Origin of the sequence: Erythrobacter cryptus DSM 12079 (assembly GCF_000422985.1) — a bacterium.
In the GTDB taxonomy this organism is placed as follows: Bacteria; Pseudomonadota; Alphaproteobacteria; order Sphingomonadales; family Sphingomonadaceae; genus Erythrobacter; species Erythrobacter cryptus.
This window is the reverse complement of the sequence record NZ_AUHC01000002.1, coordinates 81,610-104,733: the sequence shown is the minus strand read 5'-3', so window position 1 is coordinate 104,733 and position 23,124 is coordinate 81,610. Positions and strand designations below refer to the sequence as shown.

General features: G+C 68.5%; 18 protein-coding genes. 7 read left to right on the top strand and 11 right to left on the bottom strand.

The window, feature by feature from the left end; all coding sequences use genetic code 11:
* Positions 1 to 67 precede the first annotated feature (67 nt).
* Complete coding sequence (locus G524_RS0103390) at positions 68 to 2,407, bottom strand: DUF305 domain-containing protein (protein WP_027442452.1); 2,340 nt, start codon at positions 2,405 to 2,407, stop codon at positions 68 to 70.
* A gap of 293 nt (positions 2,408 to 2,700) precedes the next feature.
* Here G524_RS0103390 and G524_RS0103385 point away from each other — a divergent pair, with 293 nt between their 5' ends.
* On the top strand, positions 2,701 to 3,732 hold the full coding sequence (locus G524_RS0103385) for a serine hydrolase (RefSeq protein WP_027442451.1): 1,032 nt from the start codon (positions 2,701 to 2,703) through the stop codon (positions 3,730 to 3,732).
* 111 nt (positions 3,733 to 3,843) lie between these two features.
* Here G524_RS0103385 and G524_RS0103380 read toward each other — a convergent pair whose 3' ends face one another.
* On the bottom strand, positions 3,844 to 4,122 hold the full coding sequence (locus tag G524_RS0103380; RefSeq protein WP_027442450.1) for a hypothetical protein: 279 nt from the start codon (positions 4,120 to 4,122) through the stop codon (positions 3,844 to 3,846).
* Between the two features lie 209 nt (positions 4,123 to 4,331).
* Here G524_RS0103380 and polA point away from each other — a divergent pair, with 209 nt between their 5' ends.
* Positions 4,332 to 7,172 carry a DNA polymerase I gene (gene polA, locus G524_RS0103375; RefSeq protein WP_027442449.1) on the top strand — a complete coding sequence of 947 codons (2,841 nt, stop codon included), beginning with the start codon at positions 4,332 to 4,334 and terminating at the stop codon, positions 7,170 to 7,172.
* 77 nt (positions 7,173 to 7,249) lie between these two features.
* Here polA and G524_RS0103370 read toward each other — a convergent pair whose 3' ends face one another.
* Positions 7,250 to 9,556 (bottom strand): CDC48 family AAA ATPase, encoded by a 2,307-nt coding sequence (locus tag G524_RS0103370; RefSeq protein ID WP_027442448.1) that lies wholly within the window; start codon positions 9,554 to 9,556, stop codon positions 7,250 to 7,252.
* A 528-nt stretch (positions 9,557 to 10,084) separates the two neighbouring features.
* On the opposite strand from G524_RS0103370, the gene G524_RS0103365 reads away from it, so the two are divergent.
* Genes G524_RS0103365 through G524_RS0103350 form a run of 4 tightly spaced genes read left to right on the top strand, consistent with a single transcriptional unit; the run spans position 10,085 to position 13,621 of the window.
* Positions 10,085 to 10,807: a CoA transferase subunit A gene (locus tag G524_RS0103365; protein ID WP_027442447.1), complete on the top strand. Its 723-nt coding sequence runs from the start codon at positions 10,085 to 10,087 to the stop codon at positions 10,805 to 10,807.
* Positions 10,807 to 11,787, top strand: a complete 981-nt coding sequence (locus tag G524_RS14825; RefSeq protein WP_036857297.1) for a hypothetical protein — start codon at positions 10,807 to 10,809, stop codon at positions 11,785 to 11,787. The genes G524_RS0103365 and G524_RS14825 overlap by 1 nt, the downstream gene beginning before the upstream one ends.
* 13 nt (positions 11,788 to 11,800) lie before the next feature.
* A complete protein-coding gene (locus tag G524_RS0103355) occupies positions 11,801 to 12,466 on the top strand; it encodes a CoA transferase subunit B (RefSeq protein ID WP_027442446.1) in 666 nt (221 codons plus the stop codon).
* Between the two features lie 3 nt (positions 12,467 to 12,469).
* On the top strand, positions 12,470 to 13,621 hold the full coding sequence (locus tag G524_RS0103350) for a CaiB/BaiF CoA transferase family protein (RefSeq protein WP_027442445.1): 1,152 nt from the start codon (positions 12,470 to 12,472) through the stop codon (positions 13,619 to 13,621).
* On the opposite strand, the gene G524_RS0103345 is transcribed toward G524_RS0103350, so the two are convergent.
* From G524_RS0103345 to hisS, 7 genes are all read right to left on the bottom strand, one after another.
* Complete coding sequence (locus G524_RS0103345) at positions 13,618 to 14,826, bottom strand: DUF418 domain-containing protein (RefSeq protein WP_245561276.1); 1,209 nt, start codon at positions 14,824 to 14,826, stop codon at positions 13,618 to 13,620. The genes G524_RS0103350 and G524_RS0103345 overlap by 4 nt on opposite strands.
* Before the next feature lie 22 nt (positions 14,827 to 14,848).
* Complete coding sequence (metK, locus tag G524_RS0103340; protein ID WP_027442443.1) at positions 14,849 to 16,060, bottom strand: methionine adenosyltransferase; 1,212 nt, start codon at positions 16,058 to 16,060, stop codon at positions 14,849 to 14,851.
* A 95-nt stretch (positions 16,061 to 16,155) separates the two neighbouring features.
* A complete protein-coding gene (lnt, locus tag G524_RS0103335; protein ID WP_027442442.1) occupies positions 16,156 to 17,760 on the bottom strand; it encodes an apolipoprotein N-acyltransferase in 1,605 nt (534 codons plus the stop codon).
* Positions 17,761 to 17,766: 6 nt separating this feature from the next.
* Positions 17,767 to 18,531 carry a DUF4167 domain-containing protein gene (locus tag G524_RS16500; protein ID WP_036857295.1) on the bottom strand — a complete coding sequence of 255 codons (765 nt, stop codon included), beginning with the start codon at positions 18,529 to 18,531 and terminating at the stop codon, positions 17,767 to 17,769.
* Between the two features lie 250 nt (positions 18,532 to 18,781).
* Positions 18,782 to 19,618 carry a peptide chain release factor N(5)-glutamine methyltransferase gene (gene prmC, locus G524_RS0103325; RefSeq protein ID WP_027442441.1) on the bottom strand — a complete coding sequence of 279 codons (837 nt, stop codon included), beginning with the start codon at positions 19,616 to 19,618 and terminating at the stop codon, positions 18,782 to 18,784.
* Complete coding sequence (prfA, locus tag G524_RS0103320) at positions 19,618 to 20,685, bottom strand: peptide chain release factor 1 (RefSeq protein ID WP_027442440.1); 1,068 nt, start codon at positions 20,683 to 20,685, stop codon at positions 19,618 to 19,620. Before prfA ends, prmC begins: the two co-directional genes overlap by 1 nt.
* Positions 20,685 to 21,932, bottom strand: coding sequence for a histidine--tRNA ligase (gene hisS / locus G524_RS0103315; protein WP_027442439.1), 1,248 nt, complete (start codon positions 21,930 to 21,932; stop codon positions 20,685 to 20,687). The genes prfA and hisS overlap by 1 nt, the downstream gene beginning before the upstream one ends.
* A 104-nt stretch (positions 21,933 to 22,036) precedes the next feature.
* On the opposite strand from hisS, the gene ppa reads away from it, so the two are divergent.
* Entirely contained in the window at positions 22,037 to 22,597 is a 561-nt protein-coding gene (gene ppa / locus G524_RS0103310) for an inorganic diphosphatase (RefSeq protein ID WP_027442438.1), read from the top strand.
* Between the two features lie 9 nt (positions 22,598 to 22,606).
* Here the strand turns inward: ppa and G524_RS0103305 are convergent, their stop codons facing one another.
* Complete coding sequence (locus tag G524_RS0103305) at positions 22,607 to 22,972, bottom strand: hypothetical protein (protein ID WP_051220876.1); 366 nt, start codon at positions 22,970 to 22,972, stop codon at positions 22,607 to 22,609.
* Positions 22,973 to 23,124 lie beyond the last annotated feature (152 nt).

The following is a 23,124-nucleotide window of genomic DNA, read 5'->3' as shown; positions in this document are numbered from 1 at the left end:
GCGCGCGTAAATGGCAAATTGTGCAGCGCACCGCACCAGACGCGCCCCACAAGGGGGGCGCAAGCGCTCACCCGCGCTTGCGCGCCGCCTTGCGGCTCGCCGCCGCGGCCTTGATTACCGCCTCGTCCCAGGTCACCTGGGTCTGGGTCTGCGGATTGAAGCGCTGGTCGGGATAGCGCGCGGCCTTGGCCGCGGCGATTTCCGCCGCGGTCAGATGCGCGCTCGGCACGAGGGCAAAGACATCGATCCCGCGGGTGATCTCGGTGCCATAGAGGTGCCCGCCATACCAATAGACCGACCAGTAGCCCCCAAGCACCAGCTGCTTGTCATCGATCGGGCCGCGGTCGAAATAGGCGATCTCCTTGGGATTGGCGCTGTCGGTGAAATCCATCACGGAAAGCCCGCCCTGATACCAGGCCTGGGCAAACAGGTCGCGCCCCGGCACGGGGATGATCGAGCCATTGTGGGCGACGCAGTTCTCCTTGTCGCTCTGCGGGGCGGGCATCTTGTAATGGGCGCGGAAAACGAGCTTGCCATCGACGATGTCGTAGATCGCGTTCGCCCCCCAGGTCTTGGGGTCCGAGGCGCGGCAGCGCGGGCGCCCGCCCCCGCCCCATTCGTCGGTGAAGATCACCTTGGTGCCATCATTGTTGAAGGTGGCCGAATGCCAATAGGCAAAGGTGGGATCGGTGGCGACATCGATGCGCCGGGGATTGAGCGGATCGGAAATGTCGAACAGGATGCCGTTGCCCGAACAGGCCCCGGCGGCGATCTTGCGCGCCGGGAAGACGGTGATGTCGTGGCAGTGATCGGTGGGCGCGGTGCGCTGCGTGCCCTCGCCATGATCGCCCCCGCGCCACAGGCCGGCGATCTCGCCGGTGGTCTCATCGGCAAAGACCCGCGGCGACTTGACGATCCGCGCCTTGGACGGATCGGCCAGCGGAATCTCGATCACATCGACCGAGAACAGCGCGGTGCGGGTATCACCCGGAACCTCGCCCACGCAGCCGGGCAGTTCGGCCTCCTCGCGGATGCCCGCCGTGCCCGAATTATAGACGATGAGGCGCGTCTCATCGGCGCTCACGATCGAATGGGTGTGGCTGCCCCGGCAGGTCTGCACCGCGCCGACCTGGCGGGGGGCGGCAAGGTCGGAAATGTCGAAGATCCTGAGGCCGCGGAAGCGCTCGGGGTTGACCTTGCCCGGGGCACCTTCAAGCCCGCAATCGAGCCGAGCGCGGGTCTGCTCGACGCTCATCACCAGGATATTGCCGTAGACCGAGACATCGCCCTGCCCGCCCGGGCACACCACGCTGCTCACCAGGCTGGGCACGCCATCGGCCCCGAGGTGATAGATGTTGAAGCCGTGGTAGGAGCCGGCCACCAGCACATCGCCAAAGAAGGCCATGTCGGTATTGGCGAAATCAAGCAGGGGCGAGCGTTCGGCAAATTCGGTAAGGCTTTCCTCCTCGCCCCGCTCAGGGTCGCCCGCGGCCTCGGCGGGGGCATCGGCCGCATTGCCATCGGCCGCGGGCGCGCTGGTCTCGGCCGCGGCTTCGGGCGCGGCGGCGGGCTTGTCTTTCCTGGGCGCGGCCGGCGGGCGCAGATCGGCCGGGTTGTCGGGGTTGAAGAACCCGGCGGGCTTGGCAAGGCTCGCCACCTTGACGAGGTTTGCAATCGCCTCCCCGGCATTGTCGAAGCCGGCGGCAAGGCCCGAGCGCGGATCGGACGAGAGGCTGGCAAGCAACCGATCCATCCGCTCGATCTCGCCCTTCTGCTCGGCCTCGATATCGCTGACGAAGCGGAACAGCTCGGGGTCGGCGGCGGTGCCGTCCTCATCGAGCAGGTCATTGACCATCTTCACCGCGCCTTCGTGATGCGCGATCATGAGGCTGAGGAACATGCGATCGAAGTCCGCCCCCTTGGCCGCGGCCAACGCCTTCATCTCCTCAGGGCTCGCCATCCCGGCCATCATGTGGTGGAGATGGGCGCCGTGGCCGGCGAGCGCCGGGTCCGCGATCGGCGCGCCGCGCTTGGTCAGCCATTCCTTCATGAAGGCGATCTCGTCGGCCTGCCCGGCCTCGATCCGCCCGGCGATGTCGAGCAGCTGGGTGGTGTTGGTGCGCGCCTTGACCAGCTCCGCCATGTCGAGCGCCTGCTGGTGGTGGACGATCATGTGCTGCATGAAGGCGACGTCCGCCGGGGTGAAGCTGGCGCTGGCAAGCCGCGTGGCTTCCTCGGCGCTCAGCACCCGGCTCGCCTGGCCCGGCGCGCCCGGCTGCACGATCGGCGGGGATGCGCTGCGGGCGGCCTCGGCCCGGGCGGCCTCGGCCAGGCCAAGCGCCGAGGCGCTGGCGAGAAGCGCAAGGGCGAGCGCGCGCCTTGCGGCAGATGCGGTGGTGGCAGTCATCGAGATCCCCTGATGCAGCTTGTGACAGGTGCTTGACGCGCAGACTGCCCGCCGCGTTCCCGCAGTCAAGCCTGCGCGGGTGGCGGGCACTGCTGCGCCCAACGGGCAATCGACGAAACATCAAGCCGCCTCGGCCAAGCGCCGACTCGCCGCCGCATCGCGAGGGCGACCCGGTCGCGCAGGGCGCACCATCCGCCGCAAGCGCCGGGCCGAGGGCTTGCCGCGGCGAATCGCGCGCGCTTACTATGCGGCGTTAAGTCTGGCGCAACCGCTCGAGGAGTAGCCTTCCCCCCATGGCCCCTTTCCGCTTCCTCGCCCGCACGCTCGGCCTTGCCGCGGCACTCGCCGCCCTTGCCAGCCCGGCTGCGGCGCGGGCGGATGATCTTCAGGCCAGCTTCGATGCCACCTTCGGCACCGAGGCGCGCAGCCCGCAGAGCTTCGATGCGATCTATGCCGGCAGCCTTCAGCAGCGCATCGCCGAGCTTGCCAACCCCGCGCTCGGGCGGATCGGGGTGGCGGCGGTGGACCTGTCCACCGGCGAGGAAGTGATGGTGCTGGGCGACCAGCTTTTCCCCATGGCCTCGACCAGCAAGATCGCGGTTGCTGCCGCCTTTCTCGAGCAGGTCGAGCGTGGGCGCTATTCGCTCACCAGCGAATTTCCGCTGCTGCTGCCGGTGGCCTCGCCCAAGTTCTCCTCGGCCAAGGCGCCGGTGCGCCCGGGGCAATACATGCCGGCGATCGATCTCATCGAGATCATGATCACCCGCTCGTCCAACCCGGCAACCGATGCGCTGCTCGCCGCGGTCGGCGGGCCGGCGGTGGTGACCGACTGGATGCGCCGCCACGGGATCAACGAGTTCAGCATCAACCGCGACATCGCCACGCTGGTGCGCGATGATGGCGAGTACAACCCGGCAACCACGATCGATCCGCGCGATGCGGCAACGCCCCGGGCGATGGTGCGCCTGCTTGCCGGGCTTTATCGCGGCGAGTTCCTTTCGGCCGAAAGCCGCGCGGTGATCCTCGGGGCGATGAGCCGCACCGTCACCGGCAAGCGCCGCATCCCGGCGCACATCCCGCTCGAGGCGCGGGTCAGCCACAAGACCGGATCGCTCAATAATACCTCAAGCGATATTGGCATCATCGAGACTCCCGATGGCCGGGCGATCGCGGTGGCGATCTATGTCACCGGGCAGGGCAGCAAGGCCGCGCGCGAGGAGCGCATCGCGGCGATCGCCCGGGCGCTCTATGACGGCTTTGCCGCACGCGCCCAGTTGAGCCCGCCGCGCAACTGGGCCAACGCGCCCTACGGCACCGGCGGCTGACAGCCCGCCGGGGCGCACTAACATCACCGCAGCAAAAAGGGCGGCGCCTTGCGGCAGCCGCCCTTTGCATGGCGCAGGCCCGGCTGACCGGGCAGCGCCGGCTTGCGGCGCTTATTCCTCCGCCGCCTTCATCGCCGCTTCGGCGGTTTCGGCAGCCTTGTCGGCCGCGGCCTCGGCGGTGTCGGCAGCCTTGTCGGCCGCAGCCTCGACGCCCTCGGCGGTCGTCGCGGCGGCATCCTGCGCGCCTTCCACGGCCGCATCGGTGGCCGCTTCGGCATCGGCGGCCATGGCATCGACGGCTTCGTCGGTTTCGGTTTCCGCCTTCTGGCTGCAGGCGGCAAGGCCGAGCGCCGAAGTGGCGATCGCGGCAGCGAGAATGATCTTGCGCATCGTGTGTCGTCCTTCCTTGTGCGAATGAAACGCGCCCCCCATTGGCAACGCGCGGATGACCGGCTCTCCTGTCCGGTTCGCCGCCGGTCTAGGGCCTTGGCCTGCGCAAGACAAGCCGCGGCATGGCCGCCCGCCCGCTTGTAGCCTGCCGCAGGGGCGTCGCCCCGCTAGGGCCTACCGCCAAGGCTCGGCGCCTGCTAGCAGGCGGCATGGCCGACAAGCAGCACCTCTATCTCGTCGATGGCTCGTCCTATATCTTCCGGGCCTATCACCGGCTGCCGCCGCTCACCAACCCGCAGGGAACGCCGGTGGGCGCGGTCTATGGCTACACCACCATGCTGTGGAAGCTCGCCGCCGATCTCGATGCCGCCGAAGGCCCGACCCACCTTGCCGTGATCCTCGATGCCGGATCGGAAAGCTTCAGGAACGAGATCTACGATCTTTACAAGGCCAACCGGCCCGAACCGCCCGAGGATCTCGTCCCGCAATTCCCGCTGATCCGCGATGCCACCCGCGCCTTCAGCCTGCCCTGCATCGAGGTTGAGGGGCTGGAGGCCGACGATCTCATCGCCTCCTATGCCCGTGCGGCCCAGCGGCAGGGGTGGGACGTGACCATCGTCTCCTCCGACAAGGACCTGATGCAGCTCATCGGCGAAGAAAACGGCGCGCGCATCGACATGCTCGACACGATGAAGAACCAGCGCATCTGGCTGCCCGAGGTCGAGGAGAAGTTCGGCGTGCCGCCCCACCTGGTGGGCGACGTGCTGGCGCTGATGGGCGACAGCGTTGACAACGTGCCGGGCATCTACGGCATCGGTCCCAAGACCGCGAGCAAGCTGATCGCCGAGCACGGCTCGCTCGCCGCTGCGCTCGATGCCGCGCAGGCGATGAAGCCCTCCAAGCTCAGGGACCGGCTGATCGAGGGGCGCGGCGATGCCGAGCTTTCCCGCCTGCTCGTCACCCTCAAGGAGGATTGCGAACTTCCTGTCCCGCTCGAGGCGATGAAGCTCGGCCCCGTCCCGCCCGAACCGCTCGCCGCCTTCCTGAAGGAGCACGGCTTCACCTCGCTGCTGCGCCGGCTCGAGGCCGGGCACGGCAGCCCGGCGCGCCGCACCGAGCTTGATCCGCCGCGCCGCACCACCGCCGCGGCCCCCGCGGCCGGGGCGGATGGGGCGCAGCGCCAGCCGCCCCCGGCGATGCCGCCCGTCGATCACCGGTCTTACGAAACCGTGCAGAGCCGCGCGCGGCTCGTGGCCTGGGTGGCGCGCGCCCGCGCCGCGCAGCTGGTGGCGGTCGATACCGAGACATCCGCACTCGATGCGATCCGCGCCGAGCTTGTCGGGGTCAGCCTCGCGCTCGGCCCCAATGATGCCTGCTACATCCCGCTTGGCCATGGCGGGGGTGACATGTTCGCCGAGCGGCCCGAGCAGATCCCGCTGGCCGAGGCCCTCGCGGTGCTGCGGCCGCTGCTCGAGGATGACGCGGTGCTCAAGGTGTTCCAGAACGGCAAGTATGATCTCAACGTGCTCGCCCGCCACGGGATTGCCGTTGCCCCGATCGATGACACGATGGTGATGAGCTTCGCGCTCGATGCCGGGCGCGACGAAGGCGGCATGGGCGGCGGGCACGGGATGGACGAATTGTCCGCGCGCCACCTCGGCCACACCCCGATCGCCTTCAAGGAGGTGTGCGGCACCGGCAAGAAGGCGATCAGCTTTGCCGAAGTGCCCCTGGATCGGGCCACCGCCTATGCCGCCGAGGATGCCGATATCACCTGGCGGCTCCATGCCCTGCTCAAGCCGCGCCTCTCGGCCGAAGGCGGCACGCGCATCTATGAGCGCGTCGATCGCCCGCTCATCCCGGTGGTGGCGCGGATGGAACGGGCCGGGATCAAGGTCGATTCGGCCCGCCTCGCCCAGCTTTCCGAGGAGTTTTCGGGCGAGATCGCCCGGCTCGAACGCGCCATCCACGAAGCCGCGGGCGAGGAGTTCACCGTCGGCAGCCCCAAGCAACTGGGCGAAATCCTGTTCGACAAGCTCGGCTACAAGGGCGGCAGGAAGGGCAAGAGCGGGCAATTTTCCACCGATGTCGCGGTGCTCGAGCGGCTGGCGGCCGAAGGCGCCCCGATCGCCCGGCTGGTGCTCGAGTGGCGCCAGCTTGCCAAGCTCAAATCGACCTATACCGATGCGCTCCAGGCGGCGATCAACCCCGATACCGGGCGGGTGCACACCAGCTACAGCCTCGTCGGCGCGCAGACCGGGCGCCTGTCTTCCACCGATCCCAACCTCCAGAACATCCCGGTGCGCACCCCGATCGGCCGGCAGATCCGCCAGGCCTTCGTCGCCGAGGAAGGCCACGTGCTGCTGGCGGCAGACTATTCGCAGATCGAGCTGCGCCTCGCGGCCCACATGGCCGATGTCGAGAGCCTCAAGGCAGCCTTTGCCGCGGGCGAGGATATCCACGCCCGCACCGCGATGGAGCTGTTCGGCGAAGTCACCCGCGACACCCGCGCCCGGGCCAAGACCATCAATTTCGCCATCCTCTACGGCATTTCGCGCTGGGGGCTTGCCGCCCGGCTAGAAGTCGAGCCGGACGAGGCGCAGGCGATGATCGACACCTATTTCCAGCGCTTCCCCGGCATCCAGCGCTATATCCACGAGACGCTGGAGAGCGTGCGGGCGCGGGGCTATTCGGAAACCCTGTTCGGCCGCAAGACCTGGTTTCCGAGGATCAATTCCAAGAACCAGGCCGAAAGGCAGGGGTCGGAGCGCGCCGCGATCAACGCCCCGATCCAGGGCACCAGCGCCGATATCATCAAGCGCGCGATGGTGCGCATGGAACCGGCGCTGGCCGCGGCGGGCCTTGATGACGTGCGCATGCTGCTCCAGGTGCACGATGAACTGGTGTTCGAACTGCCCGAAGACAAGATCGAGGCCGCCGCGCCGATCATCCGCCAGGTGATGGCCGAGGCCGCCGGGCCGGCGGTCACGCTCAGCGTCCCGCTCGCGGTCGAGATCGGCACCGGGGCAAGCTGGGACGCGGCCCACTGAGCACGCCGCTCCCCACGCGCCGGCCCCAATGTTTCACGTGAAACATTTGGCGAACGCGCGCGGGGGCGGGTTGCGGCTCACTCGTGTTTCTTCGCCCGGGTGGGGGTGAGCATTTCGGGCGAGAGGAAGCCCATCGGCTGCACCGCGGCGGCGCGCTTTTTCAGCTCGCCGCGCATCTTGCGATACTCCTCCTCCATCTCCACCGTCACCGTGGCGCGTGAATCAGCAAGCGCGGCGTCGAAATCGCGCTTCTCCACCGTGCCGACCTCGGCCCCCATGCGGTGCAGCGCGGCAAGGCCGGCCCGGCGCACCACGTCTTCAAGATCGGCCCCGGTGAAGCGCTCGGTTGCGGCGGCGATCGCGGCCAGATCGACATCCGCGCCCAGCGGCATCCTGGCGGTGTGGATGGCAAGGATGTGCGCGCGGCCGGCCTTGTCGGGGGTGCCGACATAGACCAGCTCGTCAAAGCGCCCGGGGCGCAGCAGCGCCGGATCGACCAGCGCCGGGCGGTTGGTCGCCCCGATCACCACCACCGATTGCAGCTCCTCAAGCCCGTCCATCTCGGCAAGGATGGTGTTGACCACCCGGCCCGTGACCTGCGGCTCGCCCTGGCCCGAGCCGCGCGCGGGCACGAGCGAATCGATCTCGTCGATGAACAGGACGCAAGGGGCGACCGCGCGGGCGCGGGCGAACAGGCGGGCGATCTGCTGCTCGCTCTCGCCATACCATTTGGAGAGCAGATCGGAGGATTTGACCGAGATGAAATTGGCCTCGGCCTCCTTGGCCACTGCCTTGGCCAGCAGGGTCTTGCCGGTGCCGGGCGGGCCATAGAGCAGGAAGCCCTTGGCCGGGCGGATGCCCAGGCGGCGGAAGGCCTCGGGGTGCCTGAGCGGCAGTTCGATCCCTTCCTTGAGCTTGGTGATCGCCTCGTCCGCCCCGCCGATATCCGCCCAGCCGATATCGGGCACCTGCACCATCACCTCGCGCATGGCGCTCGGCTGCACGCGCTTCAACGCCGCGAGAAAATCCTCGCGGCCGACATTGAGATCGTCGAGCACGTCGGGCGGGATGGTGCGCGCGTCGAGATCGAGCCGGGGCATGATCCGCCGCACCGCCTCGATCGCCGCCTCGCGCGCCAGCGCGGCGATATCGGCGCCGACAAAGCCGTGGGTGACGCGGGCCAGCTCATCAAGATCGACATTCTGGCTGAGCGGCATCCCGCGGGTGTGGATGCCGAGGATCTCGCGCCGCCCGCGCTGATCGGGCACGCCGATCACGATCTCGCGGTCAAAGCGACCGGGGCGGCGCAACGCCTCGTCGATCGCATCGGGCCGGTTGGTGGCGGCGATGACCACCAGGTTGCCGCGCTGTTCCAGCCCGTCCATCAGGGTGAGCAATTGGGCAACCAGGCGCTTTTCGGTTTCGCCCGGCACCTGGGTGCGCTTGGGCGCGATCGAATCGATCTCGTCGATGAAGATGATCGCCGGGGCAGCGCGGGTGGCCTCCTCGAACACCTCGCGCAGGCGCTTTTCCGATTCGCCATAGCCCGAGCCCATGATTTCCGGGCCGTTGATGGTGAAGAACTCGGCATCGCTCTCATTGGCGACCGCCTGGGCAAGGCGGGTCTTGCCCGTGCCCGGGGGGCCATGGAGCAGCACGCCCTTGGGCGGCTCGACCCCGAGGCGGGTGAACAGCTCGGGATAGCGCAGCGGCAGCTCGACCATCTCGCGCAGCGCCCGGATGGTCTCCTCCATCCCCCCGACATCGTCGTAATTGACCAGCGCCCGGGCATCGCGCGGCTCCTCGAACTCGGCGCGCAGCTCGACCTCGGTGTTCTCGTCGATATGGACGATGCCCTTGGGGGTGGTCGAAGCGACAGTGAGGCGGATTTGCGTGAGCGCATAGGCCGGCGCGCGCAGCAATTGGCGCACATCGGGCGGCATGTTCTGCACCGGTTGCTGGCCGGTGGTGGCGACGAGATCGCCGGCGACCAGCGGGCGGCGGAAGAAATTGCGCTTCAGCGCCTGGGTCGGGCCTTGCAGGCGCATGTCGCGCTGGGCCGGGGCAAAGACCACACGGGTGGCGGGGCGCGATTCGGCCCGGGCAATCTCGACATGCTCGCCCGTGCCGCCCTGGGCATTGCCGCGCTGCAGCCCATCAAGCCGCACCACATCGAGCGCATCATCCTCGGGATAGGCGGCCATGGCGATCGCCGCGGTGGTGCGCTTGCCGCGAATTTCGACCACATCGCCCTCGGTGATGCCGAGCTTCTGGAAGGCCGAGCGCGGGATGCGGGCAATCCCTGCCCCCGATTCTTCCTGGCGCGCGGGCGCCACCTGCAACCGCACGGTGCGGGGCGGAGCGGCGGTATCGGCATCGGCCATGCGGGAGGTTCCTGTGCTGCTGCTGCGCTGGTTGGCAGCCTGATAGCTAGGAACCGAGGCGCGCGAATGCAATCAGGAGGCGGCAAGGCAGGCGGAAGCACGGGGGCGCGGGAAGCAAGGCCCGCAGCCCGGCGCGCCGATAGGTTTGTGCCGGGCAAGAAAAAGGCCCGGCACTGGGGCCGGGCCTTTAAAGTTTGGGAGAGGATGCCTGAAAGGCCCTTTTGCAATGCAGCATTTTCGCCCAAGGCGCAAGTGCGAAACCCGCATAGTTGGTTGCAAAAGACGCAATTACGGGGCAGATATGTTCAATTTGGTTCAGAAACTTGCAAAGAATCTGCACAGTTTGTGAGCAATCGCTCAAGGCTTGGGCAATTCGCGGCCCGGCGATCATACTGCAATGCAACATGAAAGTTGATTCGGATTTTGCCGCACCCGGGCGTGACAGCGCAGCGCAAATTGCCTAATCAGCCCCTCGGCACCCGCCCCGTGCCGGGGCGCGATCCGCCAGAGTGAAGCGAGGCAGGACCGATGAACAAGCTCTATCCCGATGCCGCCAGCGCGCTCGACGGGCTGCTCAGGAACGACATGCTCATTGCCGCCGGCGGATTCGGCCTTTGCGGCCTGCCCGAAAGGCTGCTGGACGCGATTCGTGACAGCGGCGTGACCGGCCTCACTTTTGCCAGCAACAACGCCGGGATCGACAACGAGGGTATCGGCAAGCTGCTGCGCACCCGCCAGGTGAAGAAGATGATCAGCTCCTATGTCGGCGAGAACAAGGAGTTTGAACGCCAATACCTCGCCGGCGAGCTCGAGGTCGAGTTCTGCCCGCAGGGCACACTGGCCGAGCGGATGCGCGCGGGCGGCGCGGGCATCCCGGCCTTCTACACCCGCACCGGGGTTGGCACGCTGGTGGCCGAAGGCAAGGAACACAAGCAGTTCCCCGATCGTGACGGGGTGATGCAGACCTACATCCTCGAGCGCGGCATCTTTGCCGACCTTGCGATCATCAAGGCGTGGAAGGCCGACGAGACCGGCAATATCGTGTTCCGCAAGACCGCCCGCAATTTCAACCTGCCGGCGGCGACCTGCGGCAAGGTCTGCGTCGCCGAGGTCGAGGAAGTGGTGCCGGCCGGCAGCCTCGATCCCGATCACATCCACCTGCCCGGGGTCTATGTGGACCGTTTCATCTGCGGCGCGCCCTACGAGAAGAAGATCGAGTTTCGCACCGTGCGCCAGCGGGAGGCGGCGTGATGCGGCGGCGGGCCATTGCCGCGCCGCTGGCGCTGCTCGCGGCAAGCGCGCTGTCGGGCTGCGCGGCAGTGGCGATCCCGGCGCTCGCCGGGGCGGGGATGCTGGGCACCCAGATCGACAGCAAGGAAGCCGGCGCGGCCCGCCCCGAGGCCGTGGCCAGGGGGACGGCGCCCGCCGCTCCCGCCACGCCCGCGCCGCAACCGGCCCCCGCGCCCGAACCGGCACCTGCCGCGCCGCCGGTGCGCGAAGCCGCACCGCAAGCAATGGCCGCAGCACGCGCCCAGCCCGCCCCTGAGCCGGCGGCGGCTCCGCCCCCGGCCCCAGCCCCGCTGGCGGCAAGCGCCGCGGTGGAAGCGGCGGCCAGCGGGGCACCGGGCGCGCCGCGGGCCTATCCCGATCCGGCCCAGCCGCTCGCCCAGGACCAGCTCGGCTTTGCCCGCTTCGTGCGCTTCGGCCAGGCCTCGGCGCTCGGGGCGCGCCAGGGTGCCCAGCTCAATTCGGCGATCCTTGCCGATCCGGTGGCGCTCGATGGCAAGCGCCGCCGCTGCGTGCCGGGCGAACAGCTGGTGGTGGTGATCGACCTTGATCCAGCCGGCGGGGTATTTGTGCCCCCCGCCGATCCGCCCAAGCAGCCGGGGCTGGCGCTTGGCCTTGCGGTGCTGCGCGCCGAGGGGGTCGAGATCGCCTGGTTCTCCGATCTTCCCACCACCCAGTCGGGCGCCTTGCGCACCGCGCTCGAGCGTTCCGGGCTGGATCCGCGCGGGCAGGACATCATCTCGCTGCGCCGCGACGAGACCGACAGCAAGGATGCGCGCCGCAACAACCTTGCCGGCCTTGCCTGCATCGTCGCCATCGCCGGGGACGAACGCCCCGATTTCGACATGCGCTTTCGCTACCTGCGCAACCCGGAGGCCGGGGCCGGGCTGGAGCCGCTGATCGGCGATGGCTGGTTCCTGATCCCGCCGCTTCTGGGCAATTGAGGAAAATCCCCCGATGACCACGCTTCCCCCCGGCTGGAGCCGCGACGAAATGGCGATGCGCGCCGCGCGCGAGCTCAAGGATGGTTATTACGTCAATCTCGGCATCGGCATCCCGACGCTGGTGGCCAACCACATCCCCGAAGGGATGATGGTGACGCTCCAGAGCGAGAACGGGATGCTGGGCATCGGCCCCTTCCCTTATGAGGACGAGGTCGATCCCGATCTCATCAACGCCGGCAAGCAGACCATCTCCGAACTGCCGCACAGCGCCTATTTCGACAGCGCGACGAGCTTTGCCATGATCCGTGGCGGGCATATCGACCTTACCGTGCTCGGCGCGATGGAAGTGGCCGAAAACGGCGACATCGCCAACTGGATGATCCCGGGCAAGATGATCAAGGGCATGGGCGGGGCGATGGATCTGGTGGCCGGGGTCAAGAAGATCATCGTGGTGATGGATCACACCGCCAAGGATGGCAGCCCGAAGTTCATCCCGCGCTGCACCCTGCCGCTCACCGGCGCGGGCGTGGTGGACATGATCATCACCAATCTCGGCGTGTTCCAGCGCCCCGATCACAATTCGCCCTTCCGCCTGATCGAGCTCGCGCCGGGCGTGCGCCTCGAGGACATCGCCCGCGCCACCACCGCCCATTACGAGGTGGCGCTGGAGAGCGCCTGATCCATGTGGCTGGATCAGCCCCGCAACCCCAAGGCCCCGCTTGCCGGGCTCAAGGTGATCGAGCTTGCCCGGGTGCTGGCCGGACCGTTCTGCGGGCAGATCCTCGCCGATCTTGGCGCCGATGTGATCAAGGTTGAAAGCCCCGAGGGCGATGGCACCCGCGCCTGGGGCCCGCCCTGGATCGTGCGCACCGATGCCAGCGGCAAGGTGCACCGCGAGGCAGCCTATTACCACGCCTGCAACCGCGGCAAGCGCGCGATCATCGCCGATTTCGAGAACGAACAGGATCTCGCGCGGGTCAAGGCGCTGTGCGCGGGCGCCGATGTGCTGATCGAGAACTTCAAGACCGGCAGCCTAGCCCGCTTCGGGCTCGATTATCCCGCGCTTGCCGCGGCCAATCCGGGGCTGGTCTATTGCGCGATCACCGGCTTCGGGCAGACCGGCCCGCGCGCGCACGAGGCGGGCTATGATTTCGTCATCCAGGGCATGAGCGGTTTCATGTCGCTCACCGGCGAGCCAGATGGGCAGCCGGTCAAGATGGGCATTTCGATCAGCGATCTGGCCACCGGGGTGTGGGCCGCCACTGCGATCCAGGCGGCGCTGCTGATGCGCGCGCGCACCGGTCGGGGCCAGCAGGTGGACATGAGCCTGCTCGATTGCTCGGTCGGCCTCCTCGCCAACCAGGCGAGCTATTATTTCGCCACAGGACAAAATCCGCCGCGGATGGGCAATGCCCATGCCCAGGTCGCGCCCTATGGCGTCTATCCGGTGCGCGATGGCCACGTGATCCTCGCCCCGGCCAATGACCGGCTGTTTGCGCGGCTGATGGCGCTGCTTGGCCTTGCCGAGCTGGCGCAGGACCCGCGCTTTGCCACCAATGCCGATCGCACCGCCAATGCCAGCGCGCTCGATGCTGCGATCGCCGCCGCCACCGCAGGGTGGGACAAGGCGGCGCTGCTCGATGCCTGCCACGAGGCCGGCATTCCCGCCGGGCCGATCAACCGGCTCGACGAGGTCTTTGCCGATCCCCAGGTGATCGCGCGCGCAATGCGGGTGGAGCTTGGCGGGGTGCCGGGGGTGCGCAGCCCCTTCACCTTCTCGGAAGGCCAGCTGGCGCTCGACCGGCCCTCACCCTTCCACGGCGAGGACGGCTAGGTGAGCCGCCGCGCCGCGGCGCGCCACAGGCGTTCAAGCGGCCCCTGGCCAAAGCGCTGTGCCCACCAGGGCGACCAGGCCAGCATCACCGCCACCGGCACCGCGCCGAGCGCCAGCGCCTGCCAGCGCGTCACCGCACCGAACAGCCCCAGCCCCCAGGGGGCAAAGAGCGCCGCGAGGATGACGCTCGTCAGCAGATAATTGGACAGCGACAGGCGCCCGGCCATGGCCAGGCGCCGGGCCAGCCCGCGCTCGGCCTTGATGAAGGCCATGGCAAGCGCGGCATAGCTGACCGCCAGCGCCATGTCGAAAGGCGCGGAGAGCACCAGCGCCACCGGGCCGACCAGCGCCGCCGGAAAGCCCGTCACCTCGAGCCAGGCGGCAAGGCCAAGGAGCGCGGGCAGCGCCACCAGCGCGCAACCCGCGGCGAGCCGCTGGAGCCAGAACAGGCGCCAGGTGCCGCGCAGCATCCCGCCCTTCCACAGCCCCATGCCGAGCGCGATGGCCGCAAGGTTAAGCGGCAGCGCGGCGATCAGCACGGCAAGCTGTGCCGGGATCGCGCCGGCGCGGCGCAGCGCGCGCTCGGCCAGCCCCTCGCGCCCCTGTTCGAGCAGCATCGTGATCACCATGGGATCGCGCCCGAACTGGCGCTCGGCAAGGATCAGGGCATCGCTGCCGATCCGGTGGCGCAAGTGATCGACAAGCGCGGGGCCAAGCGCGACCATGCCGAGCGCGACATGGACCACGACGAGGCCGATCGCCACCGTCACCAGCGCGCGGGCCGAAAGGCCGGCCAGCAGCGGCACGGCGAGGCCCGCCAGCGCATAGGCGCGCAGCACATCATTGCTGGCAAGCAAGGTGGCATGGGCAAGGCCGATCACGAACAGCACCGCCATGCGGGCATAATGCGCGCGCCAGGGGTGGGGGGCGCCCTTCTCGAGCAGGATCAGGCACCCGGCACCGAACAGCATGGCAAACAGGGTGCGGAACTTGTCCTCGATGAAGACGAAGCTCACGAGCCACACCCAGCGGTCTGCCGGGCCGATCCCGCCATAGGCCAGCGGGTTGTAATAGGCCGGGCCCGGCAGGGCGAAGGCGTGGACATTCATCGCCACGATCCCCGCAACCGCGATCCCGCGCAGCGCATCGAGCGCCGGGATGCGCGCGGGCGCAAGAGTGGCGGGGAGCGGCCGGGGTGCAGTCACGGCCACACCCCTAGCCCAATGGTCAGGCCAGCGCAGCCTTCAGATCATCGACGAGGTCGAGCCGCTCCCAGGGGAAGAAGTCACCCTCGGGCGTGCGGCCGAAATGGCCATAGGCGGCGGTGCGCTGGTAAATCGGCTTGTTGAGGCCCAGATGCGTGCGGATCGCGCGCGGGGTCAGCCCGCCGAGCTTGGCGATCCCGAGGATCGCCTGCTCGATCTTGTCATCGCCGACCTTGCCGGTCTCGTGCGTATCGACATAGAGCGAGAGCGGCTTGGAAACGCCGATGGCATAGGCGATCTGGATGGTGCAGCGCGTGGCGAGCCCTGCTGCGACCACGTTCTTGGCCAGATAGCGGGTGATATAGGCGGCCGAACGGTCAACCTTGGTCGGGTCCTTGCCGCTGAAGGCGCCGCCGCCGTGCGGGGCCGCGCCGCCATAGGTATCGACGATGATCTTGCGGCCCGTGAGGCCTGCATCGCCATCCGGCCCGCCGATCTCGAACTTGCCGGTCGGGTTGATGAAATATTCGGTCTCGCGCAGCAGCACCGGCGGGATCACGTCGGCGACGACCTTCTTGATATAAGCCTCAAGCTCGGCCCTTTTGGCCGGGTTGTCCTCATCATAGCCGGGCTTGTGCTGGGTCGAGACCACCACCGCGGTCGCCGCCACCGGTAGCGAGCCTTCATAGCGCAGCGTCACCTGGCTCTTGGCATCGGGTTCGAGGAAGGGCGCCGCGCCCGAATGGCGGTCGGCGGCCATGCGCTCGAGGATCTTGTGGCTGTAATAGAGCGTCGCCGGCATGTAGCCCGGGGTCTCGTCGGTGGCATAGCCGAACATGATCCCCTGGTCGCCCGCGCCCTCATCCTTGTTCTCGCCCGCATCCACCCCCTGGGCGATGTGGGCGGACTGGCCGTGGAGATTGTTCTCGAAGCGGAAGGTCTGCCAGTGGAAGCCTTCCTGTTCATAGCCGATGCGCTTCACGGTCTCGCGGACGACCTGTTCGATCTCCTCCTTGGCGCCCGGCGCCCACGCGCCGTTCTCATAGACGCCCTTGCAGCGGATTTCCCCCGCCAGCACCACGAGGTTGGTGGTGGTCAGCGTCTCGCAGGCGACGCGCGCCTCGGGGTCTTTCGACAGGAACAGATCGACGATCGCGTCCGAAATCTGGTCGGAAACCTTGTCGGGGTGGCCTTCGGAAACGCTTTCGGAGGTGAAGAGGTAGGTGGTGCGCATGGGTTCCCCGGGGATTGGCGGTCACAGGATCGCGGCCCGACACGTTGCCTTATAGAGATATAAGGAAACCTTTATGTCCGGCCCTTGGGCCTGCCCTAGCCGCGGGCGCGGGCAAGCGCAAGCACTCTCGGCAGGGCAAGGCCAAGACCGATCAACAGCCCGGCCCAGCCGAGCGTGAGCCAATGGCCGAGCCGGGCGAACAGGGTGGGCGGCTTGGCCGCGGGCACAAGGCCCTCAAGCTTGTCAGCCTTGCCCGGGCCGATCGCTCCCCGCACGATCCCGCCCGCATCGATCACCGCGGAAATGCCGGTGGTGGTCGAACGCAGCACCGGCAGGCCTTCCTCGAGCGCGCGCATCCGCGCCTGCGCCAGGTGCTGCGGCGGCCCCCACCAGCCGAACCAGCCATCATTGGAAGGGTTGAAGATGTAATCGGGCCGGTTCGCGCGATCGACCACCTCGCCGGAAAAGACGATCTCGTAACAGATCTGGATGCCCGCCCTTCCGTGCGCGCCGAGATCGAGCGTGCGCGGCCCCGGCCCCGGCACGTAGTCGATGCTGCCGGCCACCAGCCGCGTGAGGCCGAGCGGCGCGAGCAGCGCGCGCAGCGGCAGATATTCGCCATAGGGCACAAGGTGCGCCTTGTCATAGCCGGCGACGATCCGCCCCGCGCCATCGAGCGCCATCACCGAATTGCGCGCGCTCACCGCCGCGGGCAGGCCATCGGCGCGCTGGCCGATGTTGAGATTGACCACCCCGGTGAGCAGGATCGATCGCGGCCCGATCACCCTGGCGATGCGCGCGCGAGCGAAGGCGGGATCGCCCCCGGCGGTCATCTGGAGATAGTAGCGGGCCGGATAGCCATCCTCGAGATAGTCGGGCACCCCGCTTTCGGGCCACAGCACGATGCGCGCCTTGCCCCCTCCCGGTGCGGTGAGACGGGCAAGGCGCGCAAACTGCGCCTCGAACTTGGAGCCGTCATTGATCTCGGACTGCGGGATATAGGGCTGGACGAGGGTGTAGCGCAGGGAGGAATCGCCACCTGCCTGCCCCGGCGCGTGCATCGCCAGCCCCAGCCCTACCGCAAGCGCCGCGCCCGCGAGCCAGCGGCGGGCAGCAAGCGCGGCAAGCAGCAGCCCTGCCAGCAGCAGCGTCAACCCCGACAGCGCATAGGTGCCCACCCACGGCAGCACCATCGCCGCACCCGGCTGCGCCCACCCGCCGAGCAGCATCAGCCCCAAGGGCGGCCAAGGATAGCCGGTGAACACCCAGCCCCTTAGCCACTCTGTGACAATCCATGCCCCAGCCAGCACCAGGGCGAAGGCCCATGGCGGGCGCTGCCTCGCCAGCAGATGCGCGGCCAAGGCCGCCAGCGCGGGATAGCAGGCAAGATAGAGGCACAAGAGCGGCACCGCCACCCAGCCCAATGCCTCGGGCATCTTGGCCTGATGGGTGAAGGCGGTGGCGATCCAGTTGTTGGCGAGCGTCAGATGCGCCCAGCCGAAGCACCAGCCGCGCGCCGCCGCTTGCCGCCAATTCTCAGCCGAATGGATGAGCCACACGAACCCTGCCAGCGCGGCAAGGCCGAGCGGCCAGAGGTGGAGCGGCGGATAGGCGCAGGCAGCGATCAGCCCGAGCGCGAGCGCGGCCAACAAAGGCCAGCGCTGCGCCAGTGCGGGCACCGCCGCCAGCCACAAGCCCATGAAGGCCTACTCGACGGCTTCGAGCGCGCCACTGTCGCCGCCCGCATCATCCGAGCGGATCGGGGGCGGGAGGATCGATGAGTCGATGCCGTTCTGGTCTGCCGTCCGGGCGCTGTCCTCGGCGCGGCGGCGCGGCCTGCGCCCGCGGGCCGGACGGGCCTCGCCGCTTTCGCCGCTCTCGCTCGCCTCGCCCGTCTCGCCCGTCTCGCCCGTCTCGGCAGCGGCCTCGTCGCGTTCGGCCTTGCGCGGACGTTTACCGCCATCGCGGGCCTTGCGCTGCCGGCGTCCGCGCCCGCGCGCCTCCTCGCGCGGCTCGGCCTCATCGCCCTGCGGCTCGGTGGCGAGGAAGCTTTCGCCCTCCTGCCCCGGCTCACCCTCGACGATCTCGGCCTCGGCGCTGGCGCGGGGCTGTTCATAGGGCGTGCGCGTGCGGGTGTCGCTGCGCCGGCCACGGTCGAAATCGAAATCGTCGTCGAAATCCTCCGCCGCCTCGCGCTCCTCGTGGCGCCGTCCGCCGCCGCGCTGCTCCTCGGCCCGCGCCTTGTTGTCGGCGATCACGCGGAAATAGTGATCGGCAAATTGCAGGTAATATTCCATCTGCACCCGATCGCCATTGTGCTGGGCGTCCTGGGCAAGCTTGCGGTATTTCTCGAGCATCTGCGGGGCATTGCCCCGGGCACGGCTGTCGATGCGGTTGAGCTGGTTGCCGTTGCCGCCCTGATTGCGGTTGCCGCGGCCACGGCGGCGGTTGTTCCGGTTGTTGTTATTCAAGGAAAGCGTTCCTTAATCAGCGGCCTGGGGCGATCATGCCTGCCCGCACGGCCCTCAGACCCCTTGCCCTTGCGCGTCACCGCCCGGCCCGGCCAGAGAGTGCCGCGCGCTCCGCGCTGCCGTGGCCGGGGGGCCAAGCCCATGCGGCCGGGTTGAAGCGATAAGTGGAGCTTGGCTCAGCGGTTTGCGCCCTTCGCAAACCGTCCGGCCCGATTCGGGAGGTAGCGATGGCGAGGCGCTTTGCCAAGCCCTAGGCGCGATTTGCCCACCGCAGCACCAGCACGCGCGGCCTTGCGGCAAGATCGCGGCGCAGCTCGGCCTCCAGCCCGGCTGCCGCGGCGAGCGCGCTGACCGCCTCGGCCTGGCGCGCCCCGATCTCGACCAGCGCGATTGCCCCCGGGTTCATCAGCCCGGGCACTTGCGGCAGAAGCACGCGGTAGGCATCGAGCCCGTCCGCCCCGGCAAACAGTGCCCCATGCGGCTCGAAGGCGTGCACCTGGCGGGCGAGCGCCGCGCCTTCCTCGACATAGGGCGGGTTGCACAAGATGAGGTCAAAGGCGCCAAGCCCCTCGGCCCAGCCGGGGGCTGTCCAGTCGCGCAAGGCAAAGCGCGTCCGGGCTTCAAGCCCCAGCGCTGCGGCATTGTCCGAAGCCACGGAGAGCGCCGCCGCGCAGCGGTCGATCCCCACGCCCTGAGCCGCGCCGAGATGGGCAAGCACCGCGAGCAGCAAGGCGCCCGAGCCGGTTCCCAGATCGAGCACGCGGGCCGCATCGGGCTTCGCCTCGAGCGCGGCGGCAACCAGCGTCTCGCTGTCGGCGCGCGGGATCAGCGTGGCCGGGGTGACGCGAAGCTCAAGGCCATAAAATTCCTGCCGCCCGGTGATATAGGCGACCGGCTCATGCGCGGCGCGCCGCTCCACCAGCGCGGCAAAGCCTTCCGGGGCGGGATCGCCCATGTGGCGCAGCAGCAGTTCCGAGCGCGTCACACCGAAGAGGTGCGCCATCAGCAATTCGGCATCGAGCCGTGCCGTATCGCTCACCCCATCGAGCCGCGCGGCGGCCGCGCGGATCGCCGCGCCGGCACGCATCACGCCGAAAGCGCGGCGAGGCGCCGCGCCTCATCCGCGGCGATCAGCGCCGAAATCAGCTCATCGAGCCCCGGCCCGGCGAGCACCTCGTCGAGCTTGTGCAGGGTAAGGCCGATGCGGTGATCGGTGACGCGCCCCTGGGGGAAATTGTAGGTGCGGATGCGCTCGGAGCGGTCGCCGCTGCCCACCATCGCCCGGCGCGCCTCGGCCTCGGCGCCCTCGGCCGCGGCGCGCTGGGCCTCGTAAAGCCGCGCGCGCAGCACCTGCATCGCCTTTTCGCGGTTCTTGTGCTGGCTGCGCGCGTCCTGGCAGGTGACCACGGTGCCGGTGGGAAGGTGGGTGATGCGCACCGCCGAATCGGTGGTGTTGACGTGCTGCCCGCCCGCCCCGCTGGCGCGATAGACATCGATCTTGAGGTCCTTCTCCTCAATCGCGACGTCCACCTCGTCAGGCTCGGGCAGCACGGCGACGGTCGCCGCCGAGGTGTGGATGCGCCCACCGCTTTCGGTCACCGGTACGCGCTGGACGCGGTGGACCCCGCTTTCAAACTTGAGCCTGGCAAAGACGCCCGCGCCCGTAACCTCGGCGATCACTTCCTTGAACCCGCCAATGTCAGAAGCGTTGATGCTCACCGGCTCGATCCGCCAACCCTGCGTGGCGGCATAGCGTTCGTACATGCGATAGAGATCGGCAGCGAAGAGTGCGGCTTCCTCGCCCCCGGTGCCGGCCCGGATTTCGAGCATGGCCGAGCGGCTGTCGGCCGCATCGCGCGGCAGCAGCGCGATCGCAAGGCGGCGTTCAAGCTCGGGCAGGCTGGCCTTGAGGGCAGCCAGTTCCTCCTCGGCCATGGCCTTCATTTCCGGGTCGGCGAGCATCTCGGTGAGACCCGCGATCTCCTCGCGCGCGGCCTTCACCGCGGCGGCGATCCTGGCGACGGGTTCAAGCTCGGCATAGTCGCGCGAGGCGCGCACGAAGGCCTCGCCCTCGAGCGTTCCGCTCGCCATGCGCGCTTCAAGCTCGGCAAAGCGGTGCGCGATCTGATCGAGGCGTTCGGGGGGGATGTGCATCAGCGTCCCCGCACCAGGGTTTCGAGCGCGGCGGCGGTGGGGCTGCCATCGCCCAGCAGCCGGATGGTCTCGCCAGTCTCGGCCACGGGGAAGGACACGAGCACGTGGGCGGGGATCTTGCGCGCCTTGTCGAAGCGCTTCTTGGGCGAACCGCTCGCCAAAAGCTCGCTGGCAAATCCGGCCTGTCGCAGGCGCCCCAGCAAGGCGATCGCATCGGCGAGCCGCGCGTCGTTCTCGACCACGATCACCGCATCGGCCCGCGGTTCCTCCCGCGCGCCCACCAGCATCGCCAGCCGCTCGATCCCCGCGGCCCAGCCCACCGCGGGTGTGGGCGGCCCGCCGAGGCTTTCGATCAACCCGTCATAGCGCCCGCCGCCCAGCACCGTGCTCTGCGCGCCGAGCGCCGCGGCCGAGGCGCTGCCCGCATCGGGGATGAACTCGAAGGCGGTGTGGCGATAATAGTCGAGCCCGCGCACCAGCGCCGGGGCGCGCACCCACTTCACGCCCGCTGCATCAAGCCCACTGGTGACAGCGGCGAAGAAGGCTTGTGCCTCGTCCGAGAGGAAATCGTCGATCTTCGGCGCATCGGCGAGGAAGGGCTTGTCGCGAGGGTCCTTGGAATCGAGGATGCGCAGCGGGTTCTTCTCCAGCCGTTCCTGCGATTCCTCGGAAAGCTCGCCCCTCACCGCGCGGAAGTGCTCGACCAGCGCCGCGCGCCACGCCTCGCGGCTCGCACCGTCGCCCAGCGTGTTCAAATGCAGCGTCACATCGGTGATGCCAAGCGCGCGCAGGAGCTGATCGGCCATCGCCAGCAGCTCGACATCGGCCTGCGGCTCGCCCGCCCCGATCACCTCGGCATCGATCTGGTGAAACTGGCGATAGCGGCCCTTCTGCGGACGCTCGTAGCGGAACAGCGGCCCGTGGGTCGCGACCTTGAGCGGCGCGTGTTGCTGCCAGCCATTGGTGAGATAGGCCCGCGCGATCCCGGCGGTGAATTCGGGACGCAAGGTGAGCGATTCCCCGCCCCGATCCTCGAAGGAATACATCTCCTTGGAGACGACATCGGTGGTCTCGCCCAGCGAGCGGGCGAAGACCTCGGTGCGCTCGAACACCGGCATTTCCACCCGGCGGAAGCGATAGAGGCGGCGGATGCGCTCGAAGGTCTCGACCACATGGGCAAAGGCCTCGGCCTCGGGGCCGAAGATGTCCTGGGTGCCGCGGATGGCCTGGGGCGTTTTCTTGCTCATTGCGCCCGCGCGATTAGGCCCACGCAGCCCCTTTCGCAATCCTGCGCCACCATCTAAGGGGCTTGGGCATTCCTCTCCCAAGCCAACCACAAAAGAGCACAATCATGCGCATCGACAAGATCTCGACCGGCCTCAATCCGCCCGATGACCTGCACGTGATCATCGAGGTGCCCACCGGGGGCGAGCCGGTGAAATACGAGTTCGACAAGGAATCGGGGGCGCTGTTCGTCGATCGCATCCTTCACACCCCGATGCGCTATCCGGCCAACTATGGCTTCGTGCCGCACACGCTTTCGCCCGATGGCGATCCGCTCGATGCACTGGTGATCTCGCGCTCGCCCTTCATCCCGGGCTGCGTGGTGCGCGCCCGCCCGATCGGCGTGCTCTATCTCGAGGACGAGCAGGGCGGCGATGAAAAGCTGGTCTGCGTGCCGGTGAACGAGACCTTCCCCTATTATGCCGAGGTGGCCGAGACCAGCGATCTGCCCAACATCATCTTCCAGCAGATCGAGCACTTCTTCACCCACTACAAGGACCTCGAGACCGAAAAGTGGGTGCGCGTGGGCCGCTGGGGCAATGCCGCCGAGGCGCGGCAGATCACCATTGAGGCGATCGAACGCTACGAGGCCGGGCGGGACGCCGGACGGGACAAGGCCGAAGGCTGAAACCGCGGCTTAAGCGAGGCTGAGCAGGGCCTTGAACGCAAGCGCAAGGGCAAAGGGCAGGCCGATCGCCACCGCCCAGAGCGTGGTGACATCGCGGCGGAAGGCGGGGGCGAAGGCCGGATCGCCCGCCTCCGCATCGCTCAGCACCGCCCAGCGCTTTTCATACCAGCGGCACAGCGGAATGATCCCGGCGACCAGCACGATCAGGGCAAGATAGGGCAAGAGGCTCGAGGAGCCTTCGGACAGCGCCTTGACCGTGACGAAGATCTGCAGCGCGGTATAGACCAGGAGGCCATAGGCGACATGATCGCTCATCGCCTTGCGCCAGTCGCGCGCCCGCGCCCCGCTGCGCAGCTGTTCGGCAGGCTTTCCCATAAGACCGCTCCCCAAGGGCCTGTGTCAGGCGCGGAGTATCGCAAAGGGGCCGCCAACTTGCAAGAAGCCGCGCAAATCCGCCATCTTGTTGCATGAAGCGCAAGAGTGGCGCGGCAAGCTGCTCGAATCGCTTGGCCTTTGCCACGGCCGCG